This window comes from Solwaraspora sp. WMMA2056 (assembly GCF_030345095.1).
Taxonomy (GTDB): Bacteria; Actinomycetota; Actinomycetes; order Mycobacteriales; family Micromonosporaceae; genus Micromonospora_E.
Map to the genome: position 1 here is coordinate 240,844 of NZ_CP128360.1, position 22,102 is coordinate 262,945.

Annotated in this window: 20 protein-coding genes and 1 pseudogene; 10 read left to right on the plus strand and 11 right to left on the minus strand. The window is 72.2% G+C overall.

What is annotated here, in order from left to right; translation table 11 throughout:
* Positions 1–10: 10 nt before the first annotated feature.
* The 5 genes from O7608_RS01190 to O7608_RS01210 all read right to left on the minus strand — a co-directional run bounded on the left by O7608_RS01190 (position 11) and on the right by O7608_RS01210 (position 10,052).
* On the minus strand, positions 11–1,321 hold the full coding sequence (locus O7608_RS01190) for a TIGR02679 family protein (RefSeq protein ID WP_289208235.1): 1,311 nt from the start codon (positions 1,319–1,321) through the stop codon (positions 11–13).
* Positions 1,318–5,526 (minus strand): TIGR02680 family protein, encoded by a 4,209-nt coding sequence (locus tag O7608_RS01195; protein ID WP_289208236.1) that lies wholly within the window; start codon positions 5,524–5,526, stop codon positions 1,318–1,320. Before O7608_RS01195 ends, O7608_RS01190 begins: the two co-directional genes overlap by 4 nt.
* An 8-nt stretch (positions 5,527–5,534) precedes the next feature.
* Complete coding sequence (locus O7608_RS01200; RefSeq protein WP_289208237.1) at positions 5,535–6,752, minus strand: TIGR02678 family protein; 1,218 nt, start codon at positions 6,750–6,752, stop codon at positions 5,535–5,537.
* A complete protein-coding gene (locus O7608_RS01205) occupies positions 6,749–8,359 on the minus strand; it encodes a TIGR02677 family protein (RefSeq protein ID WP_281552865.1) in 1,611 nt (536 codons plus the stop codon). Before O7608_RS01205 ends, O7608_RS01200 begins: the two co-directional genes overlap by 4 nt.
* 904 nt (positions 8,360–9,263) lie before the next feature.
* On the minus strand, positions 9,264–10,052 hold the full coding sequence (locus O7608_RS01210; RefSeq protein WP_289208238.1) for an SDR family oxidoreductase: 789 nt from the start codon (positions 10,050–10,052) through the stop codon (positions 9,264–9,266).
* Positions 10,053–10,155: 103 nt separating this feature from the next.
* Here O7608_RS01210 and O7608_RS01215 point away from each other — a divergent pair, with 103 nt between their 5' ends.
* Positions 10,156–10,995: a LysR family transcriptional regulator gene (locus tag O7608_RS01215; RefSeq protein WP_289210732.1), complete on the plus strand. Its 840-nt coding sequence runs from the start codon at positions 10,156–10,158 to the stop codon at positions 10,993–10,995.
* 46 nt (positions 10,996–11,041) lie between these two features.
* Here the strand turns inward: O7608_RS01215 and O7608_RS01220 are convergent, their stop codons facing one another.
* The gene (locus O7608_RS01220) at positions 11,042–11,728 is read right to left on the minus strand and encodes a CPBP family intramembrane glutamic endopeptidase (protein WP_289208239.1); all 687 of its coding nucleotides are present in this window, start codon (positions 11,726–11,728) and stop codon (positions 11,042–11,044) included.
* Positions 11,729–11,860: 132 nt separating this feature from the next.
* Here O7608_RS01220 and O7608_RS01225 point away from each other — a divergent pair, with 132 nt between their 5' ends.
* From O7608_RS01225 to O7608_RS01240, 4 genes are all read left to right on the plus strand, one after another.
* The gene (locus O7608_RS01225) at positions 11,861–12,496 is read left to right on the plus strand and encodes a DUF2975 domain-containing protein (protein WP_289208240.1); all 636 of its coding nucleotides are present in this window, start codon (positions 11,861–11,863) and stop codon (positions 12,494–12,496) included.
* Positions 12,496–12,771: a helix-turn-helix domain-containing protein gene (locus tag O7608_RS01230; protein ID WP_289208241.1), complete on the plus strand. Its 276-nt coding sequence runs from the start codon at positions 12,496–12,498 to the stop codon at positions 12,769–12,771. Before O7608_RS01225 ends, O7608_RS01230 begins: the two co-directional genes overlap by 1 nt.
* 82 nt (positions 12,772–12,853) lie before the next feature.
* The gene (locus O7608_RS01235; RefSeq protein WP_289208242.1) at positions 12,854–13,150 is read left to right on the plus strand and encodes a type II toxin-antitoxin system Phd/YefM family antitoxin; all 297 of its coding nucleotides are present in this window, start codon (positions 12,854–12,856) and stop codon (positions 13,148–13,150) included.
* Positions 13,147–13,548: a type II toxin-antitoxin system VapC family toxin gene (locus O7608_RS01240; protein ID WP_289208243.1), complete on the plus strand. Its 402-nt coding sequence runs from the start codon at positions 13,147–13,149 to the stop codon at positions 13,546–13,548. The genes O7608_RS01235 and O7608_RS01240 overlap by 4 nt, the downstream gene beginning before the upstream one ends.
* A gap of 10 nt (positions 13,549–13,558) precedes the next feature.
* Here O7608_RS01240 and O7608_RS01245 read toward each other — a convergent pair whose 3' ends face one another.
* A complete protein-coding gene (locus tag O7608_RS01245; RefSeq protein WP_289208244.1) occupies positions 13,559–14,137 on the minus strand; it encodes a TetR/AcrR family transcriptional regulator in 579 nt (192 codons plus the stop codon).
* Between the two features lie 195 nt (positions 14,138–14,332).
* Between O7608_RS01245 and O7608_RS01250 the strand changes: the two genes are divergently transcribed.
* The 4 genes and pseudogenes from O7608_RS01250 (at position 14,333) to O7608_RS01265 (ending at position 16,607) form a co-directional block, all read left to right on the plus strand.
* Positions 14,333–15,097, plus strand: a complete 765-nt coding sequence (locus tag O7608_RS01250) for a siderophore-interacting protein (RefSeq protein WP_289208245.1) — start codon at positions 14,333–14,335, stop codon at positions 15,095–15,097.
* Positions 15,098–15,121: 24 nt separating this feature from the next.
* The gene (locus tag O7608_RS01255) at positions 15,122–15,667 is read left to right on the plus strand and encodes a ferredoxin reductase domain-containing protein (RefSeq protein WP_289208246.1); all 546 of its coding nucleotides are present in this window, start codon (positions 15,122–15,124) and stop codon (positions 15,665–15,667) included.
* A gap of 207 nt (positions 15,668–15,874) precedes the next feature.
* Positions 15,875–16,057, plus strand: a pseudogene (locus O7608_RS01260) (cell division protein DivIVA); the annotation flags it as partial.
* Between the two features lie 10 nt (positions 16,058–16,067).
* Positions 16,068–16,607: an RBBP9/YdeN family alpha/beta hydrolase gene (locus O7608_RS01265; RefSeq protein ID WP_289208247.1), complete on the plus strand. Its 540-nt coding sequence runs from the start codon at positions 16,068–16,070 to the stop codon at positions 16,605–16,607.
* Here the strand turns inward: O7608_RS01265 and O7608_RS01270 are convergent.
* Genes O7608_RS01270 through O7608_RS01280 form a run of 3 tightly spaced genes read right to left on the minus strand, consistent with a single transcriptional unit; the run spans position 16,597 to position 19,891 of the window.
* Positions 16,597–18,483: a carbohydrate-binding domain-containing protein gene (locus O7608_RS01270; RefSeq protein WP_289208248.1), complete on the minus strand. Its 1,887-nt coding sequence runs from the start codon at positions 18,481–18,483 to the stop codon at positions 16,597–16,599. The genes O7608_RS01265 and O7608_RS01270 overlap by 11 nt on opposite strands.
* Positions 18,480–19,334: a polyphosphate polymerase domain-containing protein gene (locus tag O7608_RS01275; RefSeq protein ID WP_289208249.1), complete on the minus strand. Its 855-nt coding sequence runs from the start codon at positions 19,332–19,334 to the stop codon at positions 18,480–18,482. The genes O7608_RS01270 and O7608_RS01275 overlap by 4 nt, the downstream gene beginning before the upstream one ends.
* Positions 19,331–19,891 (minus strand): DUF4956 domain-containing protein, encoded by a 561-nt coding sequence (locus tag O7608_RS01280; RefSeq protein ID WP_289208250.1) that lies wholly within the window; start codon positions 19,889–19,891, stop codon positions 19,331–19,333. The genes O7608_RS01275 and O7608_RS01280 overlap by 4 nt, the downstream gene beginning before the upstream one ends.
* Positions 19,892–20,110: 219 nt before the next feature.
* On the opposite strand from O7608_RS01280, the gene O7608_RS01285 reads away from it, so the two are divergent.
* Entirely contained in the window at positions 20,111–21,571 is a 1,461-nt protein-coding gene (locus O7608_RS01285; RefSeq protein ID WP_289208251.1) for an alkaline phosphatase PhoX, read from the plus strand.
* A gap of 137 nt (positions 21,572–21,708) precedes the next feature.
* Here the strand turns inward: O7608_RS01285 and O7608_RS01290 are convergent, their stop codons facing one another.
* On the minus strand, positions 21,709–21,900 hold the full coding sequence (locus O7608_RS01290) for a hypothetical protein (RefSeq protein ID WP_289208252.1): 192 nt from the start codon (positions 21,898–21,900) through the stop codon (positions 21,709–21,711).
* Positions 21,901–22,102 lie beyond the last annotated feature (202 nt).

The window sequence follows — 22,102 nt, forward strand, 5'->3', positions numbered from 1 at the left end:
TGATCACGCGCTACTGGGCACCGGACAGGTCGGCGAGGAGGGTGTCGAGGACCAGCTCCTCCTCGACCCGCGTACCGTGCCGGCTCATCGCAGCGGTCAGCTCCGCGTCCCAGCCGGCGTCGACCGGCCGGCCGGTCAGCGTCCCCGACACGGCGCCCACCACGGCCGCGCCCGCCACCGCCGCCCGGTACGCGGCGGCGTCGTAGCGCCACGGCTGCCACGGCACCCGGGAGCGCAACAGGTTGGCGATCCGTACCCCGCCCCAGTCGAAGTCGCCGTGGTAGCGCAACCGCGCGCCACCGGCCGTCAGGCCGGTCAGCAGCCGCAGCGCCGCCGTGCTCGGCTGGCCGTTGACGCAGACCAGCGGCGGACACTCCGGACCGAGCAGATCGGCCGCCGCGGCCAGCACCGTCGGGTTCTCGCAGACGTGGACGGTGCCGGCCGGGAAAGTCGACCGCTCCCGGCCGAGTTGGCGCAGGGTCAGCACTAGCGGCTCACCGGCCGTCGCGGCGGGCGCCGTCAGGGCGGACAGCCGGCTGCCCGGACTCGCCACGACGTTGAGCGTCAGTACGGTCGACGATAGTTCGTCGACAAGGACACCGGCGCTGTCCCACAGCGCCCGCCGCCGCTGCGCCGGGGACGTCGGTTCGTCGTCCCCGGGCCACCAGACGGCCCGCACCGCCGACAGTACGAGGGTGGCCAGTGGACGGTCGGCGTCGAGGGCGTGCGCGTCGCCGGTGGTCTGCGCGGCGAGCCGGGCCAACGGAGCACCGTCGGCAGGCAACGCCGCCAGCACCGCGACCAGGTGTTCGACGAGCCGGGCCGCCGCGTCCGGCGTACCGGACAGTCGGCGGGCCAGCGCGACCGTGGTGCGGTCGCCGCACCAGTCGGCCAGGTGCGGCGCGCGGCGGCCGAGCCGGTCCAACGGCTCCAGCACGGTACGCCATGCGGCGTCGGCGGCGGCGCGGACCTCGGCGGTCACCGGCACCGGCCCGAGGAGGGTCTCGACGGCGGCGGCCAGCCCGTCCGGGTGCAGGCCGCTGCGGCGGACCACCTGGTCGAGGTCGTCGAGGTTGACCGTCAGCGAGGTGCCCCGGGCGGGTGGCCGCCCAAGCAGCCGTTGCACCGCCAGCCGCTCGGCCGGTGTCGGCTGGCTCAGCGAGATCGTGCCGGTCAGCGGCCGGCCGTGGGCCATCCGCTGGCGGACCCGCTGCACGACCCGTTCGGTGTCGGCCCCGCCGAGCTGCCGGCGCAGCCGATCGAGATCCGGCCCAACCACATCGAGATCCGGCCCGACCACATCGCCGTCCGGTGCGGTCACTCGGCGGACCACAGAGCGGGCTGCTCCGAGCCGTCAGGTCCGGTCGGGTCCGGTCGGGTCGGGTCGGGTTCGCCGTCCGGGCGGGTCGGTCGCTGCTGCGGTACCGCCAGCTCGGCCCGAGGCATCCGGTGCCGTTCCCGCCCGTCCCACCGCCACGGGGTGACCAGGACGGCGTCGATGCCGTCGTGCCGGGCCAGCTGCGCGATGCCCAGTCCGGGCACCTGCGGATAGCAGCCCCACTCCCGTTCGCTGGTCATCACCACGTCCAGGTCGAAGGTGGCGAGCAGCCCGAGGCACTTGGCCCGGGAGTCGTCGTCGACCCCGGCGAACGCCTCGTCGAGGGCGATCAGCCGCGGCGCGTGCGCATTGCCCGCCGACCCGTAGTACGAGGACGCGGCGGCGAACAGTGGGATGCTGGCGGCCAGCACCCGTTCACCACCGGAGGCCGGGCCGGTGGCCGGCCGCCACTGCCCGTCCTGGTGGCGTTGGATTGCGAACTCGTGCCAGGCCCGGTAGTCCAACGCCCGGGTGAGCTGCTCGTGCCAGGTCGCCGCCTCGTCGCGCAGCCGTTCCCGGCTGATCTGTTCCTGCAGGAACGCGCCGATCGCTCGACGGTCGGCGTCGTTCCAGACGTCGGTGCTCTGCCGCAGCTGCCGGGCGCGCAGCTCGGCCAGGCCGGGCGGGGCGTCGCGGGTGGGCCGCCACAGCAGCCGCAGCCGCATGCCGGTGGAGGTGGGCCGCTCCTCCAGCTCGCCGTTCATCGTCGCAACCTGCTGCTCGGCGCCGGCGACCAGCTCCTGCAACGCTCCGGCGACCTCGTTGACCAGGTGGGTCTCCAGCACCTCCCGCTCGTGGGCGGAGAGCACCCGCTGCCGTTCGTCGATCTCGGTGACCAGGGCGGCGGACAGGTCCGCGACGGAGCGGCCGTGCCCCTGGAACACCACCTCCACGATCATGGTGTCCTCGCGGACGGCGGGCAGCACCTGGTGTCCGTGCCGGGACAGGCTGTCGGTGAGCACCTTCATGTCCAGGCTGACCTGGTGCTGGATCCGTTCCCAGGGGCGGTCACCGTCGTCGACGTCGGCGAGCAGCCGGTCGACGCCGCGCGCCACGGCCACCGCCGGGGTCGTCGCCCACGGCTGTCGGGTGTCCGGTAGTTCCTGCTCGGGGCAGGCCAGGGCGATCAGGCCGGTGTCGGCGAAGGCCCGCAGCACTTCGACGGCGGCGTCCCGGGTGGCGGTGGCCCCGTCGAGTTCCTCGGTCAGCCGGTCCCGTCGCCCGTCGGCGTCGCCCCGGGCACCCCAGGCGTCGCGTTCGCGCTGCCGGGTCTCCCGGCTTTCCCGCTGGCACTCCTGCTCGGCGTCGGCCACCTCGCGGAGCTGGCGTTCCAGGTCGGCGACGGTCGCGCCGGCGGTCGCGTCCAACGTCTCGAACTCCACCCGGGCCAGCCGGGCCGCCTCGGCCGCCTCGGCCGCCTCGATCGCGGCCGGTTCGAGCTTCTCCTGCTTCTCCTCGTAGGTGCGGGACGCCTCAGCGCGGCGGCGCGTCGCATCGCGTACCCCGGTCAGGGTGGGCCACCAGGCGGCCAACGTCACCTGGTAGTCCTGCAGCCCGTCGCGAACCTCCGCCAGCCCGTCGGCGTCGTGTGGCAGACCCACGTCGTCGGCGAACTCGGTCGCCTCGGCCAGCGCCGTCTGCGCCGCCGAGACCGCCGTACGGTGCCTCGCCGCCGCCTCGTCACGTCGGCAGGCGGTGTCCCGGCGCAACTGGTGGGCGCCACGGACCAGGGTGTGCGCCTCGCGTAGTGGCTGGTCGGAGGGGAGACTCTCGGTCTCGTGGCCGACCGCCCGCCGACGTTCGTCCAGTCTGGTGCGTTGCTCGGCGAGGTCGGCCGACACGGCAGCGAGTTCGTCGGACTCGGCGCGCAGCGCAGCGATCCGGGCCCGGCGGGCCGCTTCCCGGGCGCCGTCGCCGATGTGCTCCGCGTCCGGTTTGGTCCACCGCCCGGTGACGACGCCGATGCCGAAGCCGCCGTCGGTGTCGGCCCAGGTCGCCGCACCGGACTCCGCGCCGAGGCCGATCGCGGCGAGGACGGCGGCGACGGTCGGCCCGGTCAGCGCGGCGGCGTGCGGGTCGGCGTCGTCGATGGCCGGACGCAGCAGCGTCCCGAGGTTCGTCGCCACCTCGTCGGTTGGTCGCAGCAGCGCGTCGCCGCTGTCCGGGTCGCGGACCGTGCCGTCCGGGTCGATCCACGCGTCGAGCACCCCGGCGGCTTCCAGCGCCGCCTCGATGCCGGCACGCACCTGCGGCGGCACGCCTTCAACGAAGTCGACGACCCGCCACAGTGGTGCGCCGGGCCGGTCGAGGCGCAGCTGCGGGGACCGGGTGTGCGGTGCCGGTGGCGGCTGGTGCGCCCCGTCGGTCAGCCGACGCAGCTCGGCGTCGATCTCCCCGACCCGGTCGGCGACCCGCCGTTGCTCGGCCTCCACCGCCGCGTCGGCGCGGGCGATCGCCTCGGCGGCTGCCCGGCTGGCGGCGGTCACCTCCCGGGCGGCCGGGTTGTCCCCGTCGAGGGTGCTCACCCAGGAGTCGAGCCGGCCGAGCACCGCCTCCGGGTCGGCGATAGACAGCTCGACCAGCCCGGTCAGGTACTCGCCGGTGCGCCGTACCAGGGTTTCGCCCTGTTCGGCGGCGGCGGTCTCGGCGTCGGTGACCGCCTCGTCGGCCGCCGCCACCTCGGCGTCCAGCCGGTCGACCTCCTCCCGGGCGCGGTCTGCGAGGGTTCGGGCCGACTCGGCGGCCGCGCGGAGCCGATCGAGGGTACGCAGCGCGGCCCGCCGATCCTGGACCAGCTGGCCGGCGGCCCGGCGCGCCTCGTCGAGCCCATGGGCGGAGTCGTCCGGCAGGGCGGCGAGGACCCGGTCACGGTGCCGGTCGGCGATCCGCGCCGCCGCCGCACCGCCGGCCACCCGGGTACGGGCCGCAGCCTCGTCCCGCTGGGCCGACTGAAGCTCCTGCGCCGTCTGCTCGGCGGTTCGCCGGGTCCGGGCCGCCTCCGCCTCGACGTCACGCAGGCGTTTGGCCTGCTGGTCGGCGAACGTCGCCCGCTGATCGGCCGCCTCCCGCAGCCGACGCAGATGCTCGGCGGTACGCGCCTCGGGGCTTTCCGCCAGCGCCCGTCGGCGCGCCTGCAGCTCGGTGGCGCGCGCGTCCAGCTCGGCCAGTCTGACCTCGGCCTGACGTACCGCCCGGTCGGCCTGCTCGTGCGCCCGCTGCGCGTCGCCCAGCTCGCGGCCCAGTTGCTCGTACCGGCTGTGCTGCTGCCGCAGCACCGCGGCCTTGCGTTTCGTCGCGATCCGCGCGTACTGCCGATAGCGGGTGAGGAAGTCGTCGGCGGCCTTCTTCGTCTCGCGCAGCTCGGTCAGCGTCTCCCGCTCGTCGTCGAGACCCCGGAACGCCTCGGCGACCTGAGCGATCAGGTTCTCGTCCAGCGGCGGTAGCGCGTCGCCGAGCGCCCGGGACAGGGTCTTCTCGTCCGGACGCTTGGACAGCTGCGGCTGCCGCAGCTTGATCAGCAGGGACACCAGCGCGTCGTACCGGTCGCCCAGGCCGAACAGTGCCTCGTCGACCGCCCGCCGGTAGTCGACGGCCCGGTCGTAGAGCATCCCCACCGGGCCGATCGCGTCCCGCAGCCGGTCCCGGGTCGCCGCCGTACCGGTGGGGGTGAGCAGCTGCAGATCGGCGCCGACCCGTTGGCTGGTGACGAAGTACCAGTGCCGGGCGATTCCGCGCCCGGCCACCGCCTTCAGTCCGCAGCCGATGGTCAGGTACCGGGCGGTGCCGTCGGCGTCGCGGCGGCCGAACTCCAGCCAGGTGTAGCCGGTCCGCTCCGGGTGCGGGTGCCGTCCACCGAGCAACAGGTTCCACTCCATCCGCTTGTGCGGATCCCCGTCGGGCTCCACTCGGTACGGTGTCAGCTCACCGTCCAGCAGGAACGGTACGGTCAACGCGAGGACCTTCGACTTGCCGGTGCCGTTGTTGCCCCGCAGCAGCAGACTGCCGCCGTGGAAGTGGAACTCCTCCTGGTCGTAGTAGAAGATGTCCACCAGCCCGGCCCGCAGTGGCTGCCACCGTTCCCGGTCCGGCACCGGCAGCTCCCGGTCCAGCATGGACGTCGGTGCGGCGGTGGTGGCTGCGGCGGTCACGGTGACGGTTACCTCCTCAGGGCGGCGGGACGGCTCTGGCGGATCGTCGGCTCCGCCAGGGCGTAACGGGCGATCGCCGGGCGGGCGACGACCAGCGGGTCCTCGGCCGGCTCGACCGTTATCAGTTTCAGGGCACGCAGCGCGTCCAACGCGGTGGCGACCAGCTCGACCTCGGCGCCCGGGTCGGTGGCGTGTTTTCGCCAGTACGACCGGTGTGCCCGGGCCAGCTCGCGGGTGTGCCGGTGCAGTTCGCTGGCCCGTAGCCCAGCTGAGCCGGCCGCCGCGATCCGCTCCGCCAGCAGCAGCGTCAGGTGGCTCTGCATCCCCTCGGCCGGCATCCGGACGTCGGTCAGCTCGTCGGCCGGGTCCACCATCGCGACCCCTTCGGCCCGTACCTCGCCAACCAATCCGGTCAGTTGGGTGATCCGGTTCAGGATGGCGTACCGCTGGCTGGTCAGATAGGCCAGCTCGGCCTCGGTCAGCTCGTCGTAGTAGACGACCGGCTGTTCGAGCAGCAGCCGGGTGAGCCGGTGCCGCAGCGCCCGGTTGCGGGCATCCTCGACATCGGGCACCACCTCGACGGTCAGCGCCGCCAGCCGGCCGTCCGGTGCCACGTCACCGATCATCGACGGGCCGCGGCTGCTGGCCAGCAGGCCGGCGATCACCCGCCGGTCAACGTCGTAGAGCACGTCACCACTGGTGCCGAGGTACGCGTCCTCGTGGCCGGCCACCCGGCGCAGCACCCCCCAGTGCAGCAGCAGCCGGACCACCGCCACCATGTCGGCCCGCCGCTCCCGCCGGTCCAGGGCGAACGTGAACCCCGTGGCGGCCAGCGCCGGATCGGCGGCGGCAAGCACCACGTCCTCGGCCAGCCGGCCCAGGGTGATCTGCCCGTCGGCGCGTTCCAGCGCGGCCAGGGCGAGGCAGGTCAACACGTACCGTTGCCGGGAGAACGGGGTCCTGGCCTTCGGATCCCGGGCCGGGTGGGTCTGGTCCTGTGGGTCGGCGGTCAGCTTCATCAGCCGGATCGTCTGGGCGTCGGCGACCAGCCGCCACCCGGTCTCCCGGTCGAACCACTCGCGCAGCTCTACGGCGTACGTGCGGACCAGCCGGAACTCGGCGTCCGGGGTCAGCCCGGCGACCAGCAGCGGGCGGGCGAGCAGCAGCCGGGCGGCCCGCTGCAGCCGGCCCGAGGAGTCGCCCTCGGCCGGGCCGCGCGCCCTCACCCGGCCGCCCCGACCGCCGCGAGGTCGGCTCCGGCAGAGAGCGGGCCGGCAGAGACCAGGTCGGCTCCGGTCGGAGCCAGGTCGGTTATGTCGACCAGATGCTCCGGCCCGGTGAGCACCCCGTCGGCGGTGACGATCCGCACCGGCGGCGCCCCGTCGACGCGGACCAGACGTACCCGTAGCGTGCCGTCGGAGGTGGTGGTGGTCACCTCCGTGGCGTCCGGCCGCCGGGCCGCCAGCGCGTCGCCCAGCAGATGGAGAAAGAGCCGGAACTCGGCGGTGTCCAGTTCACCGAGGCGCGACAGTGGGACGGGCCCGTCAGTGGCCAACGCCGCTCGGGCGCGGGCCGTCTGGGTCGTCTCCCGCTCGGCACGTTCGGCCAACTGCCGCCGCTGCGCGGATCGGTCCAGCACCCGGCTCGGCGAGCCACGCCGCTCGTACGATCCGGTTTTGCGCAGTCGAGGGCTGATCTCCAGCCGGGGTGCCTGGGCCCACGACGTCGATGCCGGCACCGGTCGCTGCTCGACCGCGGCCAGGGTCTCGGTCGTCACGGTCAGGTGCCGCACCGGCGACAGGCCGAACGCGGTGTGCCACAGCCGGTGCGCGGCCTCGTCGTCGGAGGCCTGCGCGAACCACAATGCGAGCGACCGGAAGTCGGCCGACCGGTCCGACCGGCCGGCCCGACGTTCGTTGATCGACGCCACCGCGCCGAGCAGCTGCCGGATCGCGCCGATGGCGGCGGTACGCAGCAGCCGTGCCTGGGACTGCCGGCTGGCGTCGCCGCTGACGAACCAGTCCCGCAGCCCGTCCCAGCGTTGCTGCCAGACCACCCGCGCCTGGTGCAGTGCCCGGTCGTCGGCGTCCTCGCCGGGTGCGGCGTCGACGGCCTCCCGGCGGGCCACTATCTCCAGCAGCGGGCGTACCCCGGTCGCCTCGATCCGGTGGGCCAGGTTGGCGATCTCCGCGCCCCGGTTGGCGAGATCGGCGATGAACCGTTCGAGGTACGCGATCAGCTGTTCCTTGTACGCGAGGAAGGCCGCCACGTCGGCGTCGGCGAAGTCGACGGCCCGCCGCAGCGACGCCATGAACGCCTGCGCGTTGTCGGCCAGCCCGGTGAACCGGTCGACCAGGCTCAGCATCAGCAGGTGGGTCTTCGCCGGGTCGGGCGCGGACCCGGCGGCGGCCTCGGTGGCGATGCCCAGCAGGGCGCGCAGCTGGTCGGCGATGTCGGACAGCGCCACCGACTGCAGGGCGCCGCGTCGGCCGATCGCCTCCTCGTACGTGGCGATGGCCTGCTCGGCGGCGTGGCCGTGCGCGCTCAACTGGTAGAGGTAGCGGGCGCGGTGGAAGTCTTCCACGGTGGTGACCCGTCCGGTGTCCGGGTCGGCCCGCAGGTTGCCCCACTCGGCGAGCTGGGCCAGCGCCGCCGCGACGGCCTCCAGCGACACCCCGGGGCCGATCTCGGCCAGGACGTCCTCCGGCCGCAGATGCACGGTGAACCGACGTTTCGCGCGGATGAAGGCGTCCAGCACGTCCCGGTACAGGGTGACATTCTGCGCCTGCAGGTGCGCGAACGGCTGAGCGGCCGGTGCGGTACCGGTGGACATCCCGCCATCATCGCAGACCCGGATCGGACCACGACGCACACAGCGGGCTCGTGGTTGCCGCGCCGGATGCTGCAGCGCGGGACGCGCTCGCCGGCCCGGTGGTGGAGGTGAACCAGGTGACCAGCCCTTGACGAGGGCTGCCGGAGCATCCTGGCGCTGCCCGATCGCGGCCTTCGGCTACCGAGACACCTGCGGCACCAGGTCAAGCAGCACGAACCGAACTGCCTCACCCCACGGCAGCGGGCCGACGGCTACCTGCTCACCTGCGTGGACCGGCCGATGTCGAAGGTCACCCTGAACATCGCGGGCCTGTGACCGGGCGACCCGACCGACCGGTCTGATGTCGCTGGTCGACTGTGCGGTCAGCTACGACGCCCTCCATGCCGGGCACAGCACGGACGGTCGGACGCAGGCCAACCCGATGGTCGAGTGCCCGACCGTACGGGACCGGCTGCCGGCCGTACCGGCGCAGGCAGCGGCCGAGGTCGACCAGAATCTGAGCCTCCGGCAGATCGCCGAGGCCAACGAACGGTTGTTGACCACAGCCGGCGAGGGCGGCCCGAACTTCGCCCAGAACGCGATCGTGGGGCCGCTGCGGGACAAGCGGCGGGCCGCCCTCGAACGGATCGAGATCGCGATCGGCCGGCACGCGGCGCGGCCGACCGGGCTGACCCGGCTGGCGTCCTGCACCTTGCTCGGGCCGGGCAGCGGCGACAACAGCGGATCCGGTGACAACGGCACTGATGGGGGCGACCAACGGTGGGCCGGCGACGGAGCCGACGGCCCGGACGCTGAACTGTCGGCGCTGCCCGTCCCCGCCGCCCGCCGCGCCGGTCCCCCTCTGGTGACCGGGCTGGTCCAGCCCGGTCACCAGCAAGGCGGAGTCACCGACAGGGCCGGGAGATCACCAGGGGATGCTGCCGTCGTCGTTGACGAACGTGCCGGTCGGGCCGCCGTCGGGCAGGGTGGCCAGCCGGATCGGGGTGGCAGCGGCCTCCTGGACCGGACGCCCGACACCGCCGGTGAAGTCGGTGGCGACCAGCCCCGGACAGGCCGTGTTGATCAGGATGTCGGTGCCGGCGAGTTGCCGCACGTAGTGCACGGTGACCGCGTTGAGGTACGTCTTCGTCGGCGAGTAGGCCGCCATGATCGGGCCGACGTTGACCTCCGGGTCCGACTGCCAGGTCAGTGAGCCGACGCTGCTGGAGATGTTGACGATGCGCGGCGACGGCGACCGGCGCAGCAGCGGCAGCATCGCGTTGGTCACGCGGATCACGCCGTACACGTTGGTGTCGACGACCTGGCGGACCGCGTCGAGGTCGAGCGTGGTCGGGTCCTGCTCCCACCCCGGCCCGGTCTCGCCGGCGATGCCGGCGTTGTTGACCAGGACGTCAAGTCCTCCAGCGGTGCGTTCGATCAGCTGCGCGGCCTCGGTGACGCTGCGGTCGTCGGTGACGTCCAGCGGTACGGCGAACGCGTCGACGCCGGCGGCGTACAGCGTCTTGACGGCCGCTTCGCCGCGGGCGGCGTCGCGCGCTCCCACCGCCACCCGGTAGCCCTTCGCGCCGAGCCCGGCGGCGATCTCGTAGCCGAGTCCCTTGTTCGCGCCGGTGACCAGCGCGGTCTTCGTTCCGGTCGTGGCCTTCGTTCCGGTCGTGGCCTTCGTTTCGGTCGTGGCCTTCGTTTCGGTCATGACGCCGATGGTGGCGCGGCGGTAGCCGCCGTCGTTACACCAGTTGAGTTCCGCTGTCATACCCGGCGGGTATCACCGACGTATCGTTGTCGGCGTGGAGACGCTGGAGACCCGTGAGCTGCGGTACTTCGTCACGGTCGCCGAGGAGCTGCACTTCAGCCGGGCGGCCGAACGGCTCGGCATCGCCCAGCCGCCGCTGTCCCGGGCGATCGCCCGGCTCGAACGCCGCCTCGGCGTCACCCTGCTCGACCGCGACCGCCGAAGAGTGGCACTCACCGACGCAGGTCAGGTGCTGCTCGACGAGGCCCGCGTCATCCTGGCCGCCACCGCGGCGGCGGCCCGGCGTACCCGCCGCGCCGCCGCCGGCGCGAACCGGCTGACCCTGGTCACCAAGGCCGGCGCGGGCCACGAACTGCTGCAGAAGCTGCTCGACGCGCACGCCGTCGAGCCGGACGCGGCCGAGATCGACGTGCTGCTGTGCGGCATGGGCGACCAGGCGCGGATGCTGCGCGACGGCCGCGCCGACGCCGCCCTGATGCAGCGGCCGTTCGACTCGCTCACCGGCTTCGACACTGAGGATCTGCTGACCGAGCAGCAGGTCGCGATCCTCCCGGCCGGGCATCCGCTCGCCACCCGTACGTCGCTGACCATGGCCGACGTCAGCGATGTGCCGGGTCTGCCGCTTGCCCGCTGGCCGCGCCCCGACGGCACGTACGAACCGGGGCCGGGGCCGGAGATCCACGACCAGTCGCAGCTGGCTCAGCTGATCGCCCTCGGGCACACGATGGCGGTGCTGTGTGCCTCGTCCCGGTCGTGGTTGTGGAGCGCGCACACCGCCGTACCACTGACCGACGCACCGCATGTCACCACCGTGCTGGCCTGGTTGCCGGACAACCGTTCCCGGGCCGTCGCCGGCCTCGTCCGGACCGCCACCCGGCGCTGACCGGTGGCGGGTCGGCCTCGCTGCCGGCACCGCCGGCCGGCGGTGCTCAGCCGTAGCTGACGAGGACCGTGCAGAGCGCGGCGGCGTTCCACAGCGCGTGGGCCGCCATGGGTGCCGTCAGCCGGCGGGTGGCCAGGAACAGCCCGGTGTAGACCAGGCCGGCGACGGTGATGGACAGCGCGTCCAGCGCGCTCGCCGGCAGGTGCAGCACGCCGAACAGGACCACCGAGACGACCGCCGCCACCCACAGCGTCACCTGAGGGCGGGCGGACCGTTGCGGAATCGCCCCGAGCAGGAACCCACGAAAGTACAGCTCCTCGGCGACGCCGCCGCCGACGATCCCGAGGAAGAGGGTGGCGGCCAACGCGGCCGGTCCGGCGGCGGACATTCGCAGGATCTCCTGGATCTCCGGGTTGGCTTCGCCGCCGGCCGCCGGCATCAACACCCCGAACTCCAACAGCAGGCGGGGTGGGACGGTGGCGACCGCGATCAGCATGTCCCGCCGCCAGTGCCGCGATGTCAGGCCGAGACTCCGGCGGGTCAGCCCGTGACGGCGTACCCACCAGGCGACGAGAGCGGCGGCCGACACCAGTTCGGCGGCGGCGACCGCGACGAGCACCGCTGGCACCCCGTCCGCCGCGAGCACACCCATGGCCAGCGGTGGTCCGACGAAGCAGATGATCGCGCCGACGAGGAACACCCCGGCGGTACGGACGGGAACGGGGATGGTCACGGGCTGGTCCAGCCTTCCGGTCTGCGGCTCGGGTCGTTTCGACACACCGGCGGCGGGTGTGCCACCGGTGTGCATATCGAATTTCGATATACTAGACGGGCACCATATCGAATGTCGATAGGGAGGTCGGCCGTGCGGCACGACATCGAACAGGGGACCCGTCCCCGAACCGGTCCAGCGGGGCAGCGGGCCTTCGAGGCGGTCACGGCAGGGGCCGTGGCGCTCGGCACCCTGCTGGCCGTCGGCTCGGCGATCGGCGTACTGGTCGCCGACAACCTGGTCGTACCCGTGACGGTGGACCCGACCACGGATCTCGGGCCGCTGGCCACCGCCGGCCGCTTCGCGCTCGCGCCCCAGGGCGCCGCCGTCCTGACCGTGACCGAGCCGACCGCTGCCGACCGACTCTGGATCTTCGGGCCGGCTTTGCTGCTCGCGGCGGTCATCGCGACGTCCGGCGGACTGCTGTGGCGGGTGGTGCGGTCGCTGCGGAGCGCCGACCCGTTCCACCCGCGCAACGCCCGTCGGGTGGGCGCGGCGGCCGCCGTGCTCCTGCTCGGCGGATCACTGGCCGCCGCGCTGCAGGCCGCCGGTCACCTCGCACTCGTCAGCGCCGCCCGGCACGCCTGGCAGCCGGACCAGGCCTTCACACTGCAGGCCGTCATCGACCCACCGGCGGCCGTCCTGCTGTTCGGGCTCGGCCTCGGCGCGGCGGCCGAGTTCCTGCGCCGGGGCGCGGCGATGCGCGCCGACCTCGACGGACTGGTCTGATGGCCCCGACCGACAGCGAGCAGCCCGCCGGACACCGGGTGGTCTGCCACCTCGACCGGCTGCTCGCCGACCGCCGGATGACCCTCGCCGAACTCGCCGAACGGGCCGGAGTCACCGTCGTGAACCTGTCGGTGTTGAAGAACGACCGGGCCAGAGCGGTCCGGTTCTCCACCCTCACTGCCATCTGCGACGTGCTCCGCTGCCAGCCAGGTGACCTGTTCAGCGTGGCCCCCGCCGGGCCGACGGAAGCGCCCGACCCACCCGCTCACCCTTAGGTCCCCTCGACAAGGTCAGGTCCGACACCCACCTGACCCGTTCGGCGTTCATGTTTACACAAAATTGTGATACATTTCGGTCATGACGACTCCCGGTGAGCACTCGGTCGGCCTTCGGGAGCTGCGCCACAACACCAGCGAGGTGCTGGCGCGGGTGCGACACGGCGAAACGATCGATGTGACAGAGTACGGAAAACTGGTGGCGCGGATCGTGCCAGTTGGCGAGCGCGAGCCGACGCCGGTGCTGGACCGCTTGGTCGAGGCAGGCCGGGCACGTCTGGCGGTACGGCCGGGATTCCGCCCCCGGATGCGGGCCGGGGACGGCACCGACCGACTCGCGGACACCCTCGGGGCGCTACGCGACGAGGAACCTTGGTGAGTCTCTACTACATCGACACATCCGCCGCGCTCAAGCTGCTGGCAGAGGAGAGCCACTCTCGCGCGTTTGCCGCTTTCTACGACGACAACCCGGGCGCGGCGTGGGTCAGTTCGACGTTGCTGCGGATCGAGGTGATCCGCGCCGTCGGCCGGGTCATGCCGGCAGCCCTGCCGGATGCGAGGGCACTCCTACTGGCCTTCGACTACGTGAACATCGACGACGAGGTCGTGGACGCGGCGATGGACGAACCAGACCGGATGCTGCGGTCACTGGACGCGATTCACCTGGCCACCGCGCGCGTGCTCGGGACGGATCTGGACGGCCTTGCCACCTATGACGACCGACTGGCGGCTGCGGCGAAGGACGCGGGAATCCCGGTCGTCGACCCGCGAGACTGACCAATCACGATCACCTGTCCCGGTCGCCGCGTAGGTACCGGGTCACCATGTCGACCAGTTCGTTCTCCAGCGTCTCGACCGGGATGCCCCGTGGATCGGCCATCAGCTTGTGCGTGTTCACCTCCACGGTGAAGAGGATCAGCTCGGCCGCGGTGCCGACGTCGCGGACGTCGACGTCCGGATGCCGGGTGAGCAGGTCCCGCAGCTGACCGACCCGGATCTCGCCGTGCCGGTTGACCGTGTCGAGCAGTTCCGGCGAGAACGGCGCCTCCTCGATCATTATGCGGAGCAGCTGCGGGTCGTCGCGGTGGTTGTCGATGGCGTCACGGACGATCGCCCGGACCATCGCCTTGAGGCTGCCGGCGGACATGTCGAGCTGATCGGCCTGCTGCCAGGCGCCCCGATCGATGTGACGGACCAGCAGCTCGGCGAGGATGGCGTCCTTGTTCGGGAAGTACTGGTACAGCGAGCCGATGGAGATGCGGGCGCGCTCGGCGATGCGGTTGGTGGTCCCGGCGGCGTAGCCGTACTCGGTGAAAACGTGAGCAGCGGCGGTGAGGACGCGCTCCCGGGTCAGCTCGGCCCGCACCTGACGGGGCCTGCGACGTGGCGCAAGACGATCGTCGCCCGACGGCATCCGGGCCCTCCTCGACGGCAGCAAAAGCGAGTAGCCAAAAAGCTGAGCTATTACTCAGAATATAACGGTGAGCTGCGAAAACAAGGGCGACCTTCGGCCTGGTGGTGGATCGTGATTCCCAGGGTGCAACTGCCCGGGTCACGGACGATGATCACGCTGGAGGTGCGCCGCCGCGAGTTCCCCACCCCGGGCTTCGCGAGCGTCACCCTGGGTGGCCCCGCCATCAGGGACCTCGTCGTCGCCGGCAACGACCAGGCAGTCCGGCTGTTCTTCCCCCGCGACGGACAGACCCGGCTACGGATGCCCACCGTCTCGAACGACGCCTGGATCGCCCAGCTGCTGATGTGGCCGAAGTCGACCCGGCCATGGGTCCGCAACCTGACGGTCCGGCGGGCCCGAACCGGCGACGACGAGATCGACATCGAGTTCGCACTGCACGGCGACTCACCCATGTCGTCCTGGGCACGCACCGCCGAGCCGGGCACCCCCGCCGGGATCTTCGACATCGGCACCATGTACCGGCTGCCGGAGCAGGTGGACCGGCAACTGCTGGTCGGCGACGAGAGCGCACTGCCCGCCGTACTGTCGATTCTCGACGGCACGCCGCCGACGCTGGCCACGGAGGTCTACCTGGAGGTCCCGACCGGGGCTGACATCCGGCCGGTCGAGACACCCGCCGGCGTACGCGTCCACTGGTTCAGCCGCGACGGCGCGGATCTACGACCCGGCGCTCTGCTGGTGGCGGCGCTACGCGAGGCGGCCCTGCCGACGGCCCGCTTCTACACCTGGGTCGCGGGCGAGTCCTGGTTGGCCACCACGGTACGACGACACCTGGTCAACGACAGAGGAGTCGCCAAGCGGGACATCTCGTTCTTCGGCTACTGGCGTCTCGGCCGGGCCGCACCCGGCTGAATTCGCCGCAGAGAGGAATCCCTTGTGCGACAGGTAGACCAGGTAGACCAGGTAGCCACCCCGCGCCGACTCACGACGGCGGAGCAGCTAGCGGCCATCATCGGCCGGCCAGCACCGATGGTCATGCTCAAGCAGATCAGCGCCCTCGACGAGGGCTGCCGCCGCATCCTGAACCGAAGTCCGATCGCCGCCTTCGGCTACCGGGACACCGACGGCACCAGCACGACGACCTTCATCGGCGGTACGCCCGGATTCACCCACGTCCACTCCCCCCACCCGGATCTCGTTCGCCGTAGCGGAGCCGGGCGACCCGTACGGCCCGGTCTCGTCAGCCGGACCGAGCAGGACGTCATCTTCGCCGACGAGCTGCGCCGACTGGAACGCGACCACCCCGACCGGCTGTCGGTCACCCGCGTCCTGACCAGCCGGGACCGGCGACTCGACGCCGACGGCGTACGCCGGTGGATCGTCGACCTGGCAGTGGACCCGGACACCCGCCGTCGACCATTGACTCCGCTTGTCACTGTCGAGCGGAACGGTTCGGCTCCCGTGTCCCACGTCGAGGAGTGAGTCATGCGCGGTTCGGCGGCGGCAGCCGGGATGGTCGTCGGGTTCGGTGTCGGCGTCGTCACCGGTCCGTTCCTCGGCGACGCCGCGCTCTGGGCCGGGGCGGTGATCGCCGCGCTCGGTGTCGCACTCTGCCTGGCGGGCACGACCGACGGCCCCTCGCTGACCGGTACGGGCCTGTCCCCCCTCGGCGATGGCGGGCAGCAGTCGTCTCTCGGCGGCCTCGGCACCCGGGTGGAACAGATCCTGCGACTCGCCGAGGAGCAGGCCGACGATCATCGGCGCGAGGCGAAGCGCGAATCCGAGGCGATCCTGTCCGCCGCCCGGCAGGAGGCTGCCGCGATCCTGCACCGGGCGCACGAGGAGGCGACCGGGATCACCGGTCAGCGGGAAGAATCCGGTCATGGCGAGTCGTAGAGCGATCATTTTCCACGGGACCGGTGGGAATCCGGACGTCTGCTGGTACCGCTGGCTGGCGGGGCGGCTGACCGCCCGGGGGTACGCCGTCGAGGTGCCGCACCACCCGGGCATCAACGTCGAGCCGATCGCGACCTTTCTGCCGAAGATGCTGCAGGAGCACGACTTCGACGAACAGACCGTCCTCGTCGGTCACTCCGGCGGTGCGGCCCTGCTGCTCGCGATCCTGCAGCATCTCGACGTCACCGTCGCCCAGGCGATCCTGGTAGCCGGCTACTGCACCCCGCCCAACACCGAGAACGAACCGGTCCTGCAGCAGGAGTACGACTGGGCCGCGATCCGGGCCCATGTCCGGGACATCTGTTTCATCAACTCCCGCACCGACCCGTACGGGTGCGACGAACATCAGGGGCGGGCGATGTTCGAACGGCTCGGCGGCACGCAGATCGTGCGCGACGACGGCCACTTCGGCGACTACGACCAGCCGTACGAGCACTTCGAACTGCTCGACCGGCTCATCGCCTGACCCGACCGAACCCGCCCGCCGGGGCCGCACCGGCGGTCACCGTGGCGACCTCGGTCGCTCCGCCGAGATCACCGGAGTCCGCCAGGCTGCCGACGCCGGTCCCGGTCGCGGTGCCGCCGGTGAAGATGCGGTACGCTGAGCCGCTGGTGACCTCCGCCGCCGAGTAGACGACGTTCTGCAGCGTCTTGCGCGCGACGAAGCTCGCCAGCACCGCGCCGTCGGCGTCGACGACGTGCACCGTGCTGCCCGGCTCGATCTGGCTGTCCAGGGTCACCGAGAGCCAGCCCTGCGGGGAGTCCTGATCCGGGGCGACGGCCATCCCTGCGCTGCCGGTGGCCAGCAGTACGCCGCCGCTGACCTGGAACGTGCCGTTGACGTCGAGGGCACCGTTCATGCTCTGGGTCGGGCCGTCGACGACGACGGTGCCGCCGCTGATCGTCGCCGTACCGTTGGAGTCGAAGCCGTCCCCGTCGGCGTCGATGGCCAGGGTGCCACCGCTGACCGTCACTGAGTAGTCGCCCACCGCCTCGCCGCCACCGCCGCCCGGGCCGCCGCCCGTGCCGGGGCCGCCGCCGGTGCCTGGGTCGCCACCGGCACCGGGGCCACCACCGGTGCCGGGGTCGCCGCCGGACGTGTCGTCGCCGCCGGCCGCGTTCACCCCGTCGTCGCTGGCGACGATGCTCGTCGTCCCACCGGCCACCGTGATCTCGACCGCTTCGATCCCTTCGACCGAGGCGGTGACGTCCACTGTGCCGTCGTCGATGCGCAGTGCCGCGTCGGCGTGCACCGCGTCGTCACCGCTGGCCAGTGTCAACGATGCCCCACCGAGATGGACCGACCCGTTGCTGTGCACCGCGTCGTCGGCGGAGTCGACCGTGACGTCGCCGCCTTCGAGCACGGTGACGACGGCAGACTTGAGCCCTTTGGTCGAGGTGTCGTCGGTCGGGGCGACCCCGCTGCCGCCGCCGGTGGTGACGGCCAGGGTGCCGCCGTCGACCAGCAGGTCGGTGGCCGCGTCGACGCCGTCACCGCCGGCGGTCACGGTGACCGCGCCACCGGTCTGCAGGACGTATCCGGCGTCGGCGGACTCGTCGTTGTCGGCCTTGAGCCCGTCGCCGCCAGCATCGACGGTGACCGTGCCACCGTCGACCACCAGGTAGTCCTTGCCCCGGATTCCGTCGTCGACAGCGTCCACGACGATCGTGCCGGACGCGATGACCAGGCCGTCCTTGCTGGCGATCCCGTCGTTGCCGTTGCCGTGCACGGTCAGCGTGCCGCCGCCGGCGAGAGTGAGGTCACCGGCGCTGAACAGGGCGGCGTTGACGTCGGCGTCCTCGGCGTACGTGTCGGTGTCGCTCAGCGTGTTCGTACTGCCGTCGGCCGCGACCACCACGACGGCGTCGGCGTCGGTCGCCGCGATCGCCGCCCCCGACGTACTGGTGATCGACACCCCGTCGAGGATCAGCTGTACGGTCGCCTCCGGCGCGGCGATCAGCACCTGGCCGTCGGTCAGCTCACCGGTCAGCCGGTAGCTGCCCGCGGCGCTGATCGTCACCGTCGACTCGTCGACCGAGGCGCCGTCACCGTCGACAGTGGCCGAGGTGCCGGTCAGCGTCACGTCGACCACTGCGGCCTCGTCCCAGGTGGTGTCGGTGTCGTCGGTGTGGTCGGCCGTGTTGTCGGCGAGCACGTCGGCGACGGTCGAGGTCACGTCGACCGGGTCGCCGGTGGTGGCGGTGGCGACCGCCGCGACGTCGCCGCTGGCGCCGGGGTCGGCCGTGGCGTCGTCGGAACAGCCGGTCAGCACGGTCGCGGCGAACAGCGCGGCGGCGGCGCAGGCAGCCCGTACGGTGGCACGCCGGTAGCGGACGTTCATCGGAACTCCCTCGGGTCGGGGCCGTCGGTGAGCAGCCGACGCAGCGTCGGCCGCCACCGGTTGGCGGGCAGGTCGGGCCGCAGCGCGGCGAGCCCGGTGGCGTACTTGGAGATGGCGCGGGGCCGGTGTCCGGCGGACCAGAGCAGCCGGTCGACGGCGCAGGCGGCACGGGGTGACTTGGTCTCGACGACGGCCCGGTGCGGCAGACGCAGCTCGCGCCACAGCGCCGGACCCGCGCCGGCCGGCAACGACCAGGTCAGCCCGGTGTCGACCGTCATCCGGCTACCGACCAGCGGCAGGAAGAGGGTGATCCGCTGGTAGGTGGTGGTCAGCACCGGGTCGAACCGCAGGCCGGCACTGTGGAATCCGGCGGCGGCGAGCTGGGCGTCGACCCAGGCGCGGACCGCGCCGTCGGACAGCGTCGGCGTCGCGGCCAGGCCAGTCGACGGGTACGGGATCCGCTGCTTGACGGTGACGCCCCGCCGTCCTCGGGTCTTGACCTCGACGACGTGCAGGTCGGTGTCGAGGTAGCTGCGTACCCGCACCTTGTACCGGTGGCGTCGGGTCCGGGCGGCGGCGTGGAAGCTGGCCAGGTCCGGGGTGTCGAAGTAGACCGACCGGTAGCGGAACGTCCGGCAGCCGTCGATCTGCAGCACCCGGGCGGTGCCGCTGTCCGCCAGGTCACGCAGCACGTCCGGCAGGTCGGTCACCGGCAGCAGATACTTGGCGTCGACCCGGGTCAGCAGCTCGGCCCGGGTGACCAGGTCGTCGAGACCGATCGGCGGCAGCCGGTCGATCACCGACCGGACGGCGTGCCCGGTGTCGTCGGGGCGCAGGTCGAGGAGGGTCACACCGTCACCCGTTCCCGTTGCACCACATGCCGGACCTCGACCAGCGTGGTGTCGTTGACCAGGTCGACGTGCTTGACGCTCAGGTGGGTGACCGGCCCGCCGAGCAGCTCCGTGAGCTGTCGGCGCAGCGCGGCCTCGTCGGTCTGCACCGTGTCCAGGTGCACGGTCTGCTGGCGGTGCCGGTGGAACAGCCGTGGGTGGTCGCCGATCACCAGGGCGGCGATGATCAGGGCCATCAGACCGACCACGAGGACGCTCGGTGCGGAGCTGAGTCCGGCGAGCAGGCCGAGAGCGAGCGCGGCGAAGTAGTACGCCACCTCGTGCTGGGCGATCTCGTCCGACCGCAGCCGGATGATCGACAGGACGCCGAACAGCCCGAGGCCGAGCCCGACACCGACCGCCGAGGTGCCGAGCACCATCGCGACCGCCAGCACCCCGACGTTGACGCCGAGGAAGGCGACGACCAGGTCGCGCCGGTGATGCCGGGGGAAGTAGAGGACGAAGGTGAGTACGGTGATCGCGACAAGGTCGATCGCGATGATCGGTAACTGCTCCACAGGCCGTCCTTCATCTTTCGTTCACTGTTCGTTCATTCAGCCTCGGCTTCCTGTGCGCCAGCCATGGCAGGCCTGTGAGCGAAAGCTGAGTTCACGGTCGGCCTGTCACCCGACTCTTTACATCGATGTCGCCCGTTCGCCACCACGCCGATAGACGGCCGTCGGTCCACCGGAGTTGCGTCACGTCATCACCCTCGATGTGAACTGGAGTCGATCGACGTGCCTTCCTCCCGTCGTACCTTCCTCGCCGGTGGCGCCGCGAGCGCGGCCGGCGTCGGCCTCGCCGTCGCCGGCGGCCTGCCGTCGCTCGCCCAGGCCCACCCGGGCCGGGAGCACCCGCCGAAGGGCCGCGGCCACGTACCGTTCCCGCCGCTGGTGGACGACCCCGCCGGCATCCTCGCCCTGCCCGAGGGCTTCCGGTACACCGTGGTCACCCGCACCGGCGTCACCCGGCTCGACCGGGGCCAGGGCCTCACCCCGGCCGAGCACGACGGGATGGCCGTCTTCGACGCCGGACCCGGCCGGTACACCCTGATCCAGAACCACGAGCTCGGCCCGGGGGCCGAGTACGGCGTACCGCACGTCCCGGGCACCGTCTACGACCCGGGCGCGGTCGACGCCGGCGGCTGCACGGTGATCAGGACCGACCGGGCCGGCCGCAACCTCGGTGAGTTCGTCGCCATCTCCGGCACCGTCGACAACTGTGCGGGCGGGCCGACCCCGTGGGGGACCTGGCTGACCTGCGAGGAGACCGAGGACCGGGCCAGCGACGAGTGGGACGAGGACGGCCGCACCGGCACGTACCAGAAGGACCACGGCTACGTCTTCGAGGTCTGGGCCGACGGCCGCGCCGACCCGACACCGATCAAATGCCTGGGCCGGTACGCCCACGAGGCGCTGGCGGTCGACGCCGACCGTACGAAGATCTACCTGTCCGAGGACGCCGACGAGCCGAACGGCCTGTTCTACCGGTGGACCGCGCCGCGCCGCGTCAAGCTCGGCCCCGGCGTGCTGACCCGGCTCGCCCCGGACGCCGGTGTGCTCGCCGCGATGCAGATCATCATGGACGACGGCTCGGTGCTGCCGGACGTCGCCTACCTGACCTCCGCGCAGCTGGGCCGGCCGTTCCCCGTACGGTGGATCGAGGTGCCGGAACGCGACGCCCGGACCACTCCCCTGCGCGAGCAGTTCACCGACGGTCAGGTCACCCGGGGCCGCAAGTTCGAAGGCGTGTGGGGCACCGACCAGGGCGTGTACGTGGTCAACTCGTACGCCTGGGAGGACGGGGACCTGCCGGCGGACGCCGCCCCGCACGACGGCATGGTCTGGTTCTACGACTACCGGGCCGAGACCATCCAGCTGGTCACGTACTTTCCGCACCAGACCTCGTCGGAGGAGGGTACGCCGCCGAAGTACAGCGATCTGACCTTCGACGGGCCGGACAACGTGACCGTCACCCCGTGGGGCAGCCTGGTGCTGGCCGAGGACGGCTCGGGCGCGTCCCACGTGCTCAGCTCGGTCCCGGGCGGGCCGACCTACGCGATCGCCCGCAACCAGCTCAACGACTCGGAGTTCTGCGGGCCGGTCTTCACCGACGACGGCAAGGTGCTCTTCGTCAACATGCAGGACCCCGGTCTCACCCTGGCCATCACCGGCCCCTGGGAGAAGTACCTGGGCTGACCCGGTCGACAGTGCGGGTGGACCGGACCGGCCGGTCCCACCCGCACACGACCGCTGTCCAACATCCGGCCACCGACGTCTGATGTCAGCTCCGCTCGGCTCGACGCCCGGCGGAGCTGATGTCTTGCGTCGAGACGTCAGGTTTCGCCGTCGCGGATGATCTGCCGGACCCGCTCCCGGCTGTAGCCGGTGGCCGCCACGATGTCCACTTGGCGCACGCCGTCCCGGTCGGCGGCCCTGATCGCTTCGGCCAGGTCGGCACGTGCCCGGTCCACCTTCACCCGGGCCTCGGCCACGAGGCGGGCGGCCCGTTCTTCGGCACGAGGCACCGCAGCTTGCGCCGTGCGCAACTTTCGTACCGCCGCCTCCAGGTCCGCCACTTGGCCATTTCAGCAGGTCAGACACTAGGCCAACTCACGCATCCGTGTAGTGGGCCAACTAGAACACTTGACGTTTGGCCAAACTAAGGTTGTGATAGTTGGCATCCGGAGACGGTGGGTCCGGATCGGCACTCCCGGTACCGACCCGCCC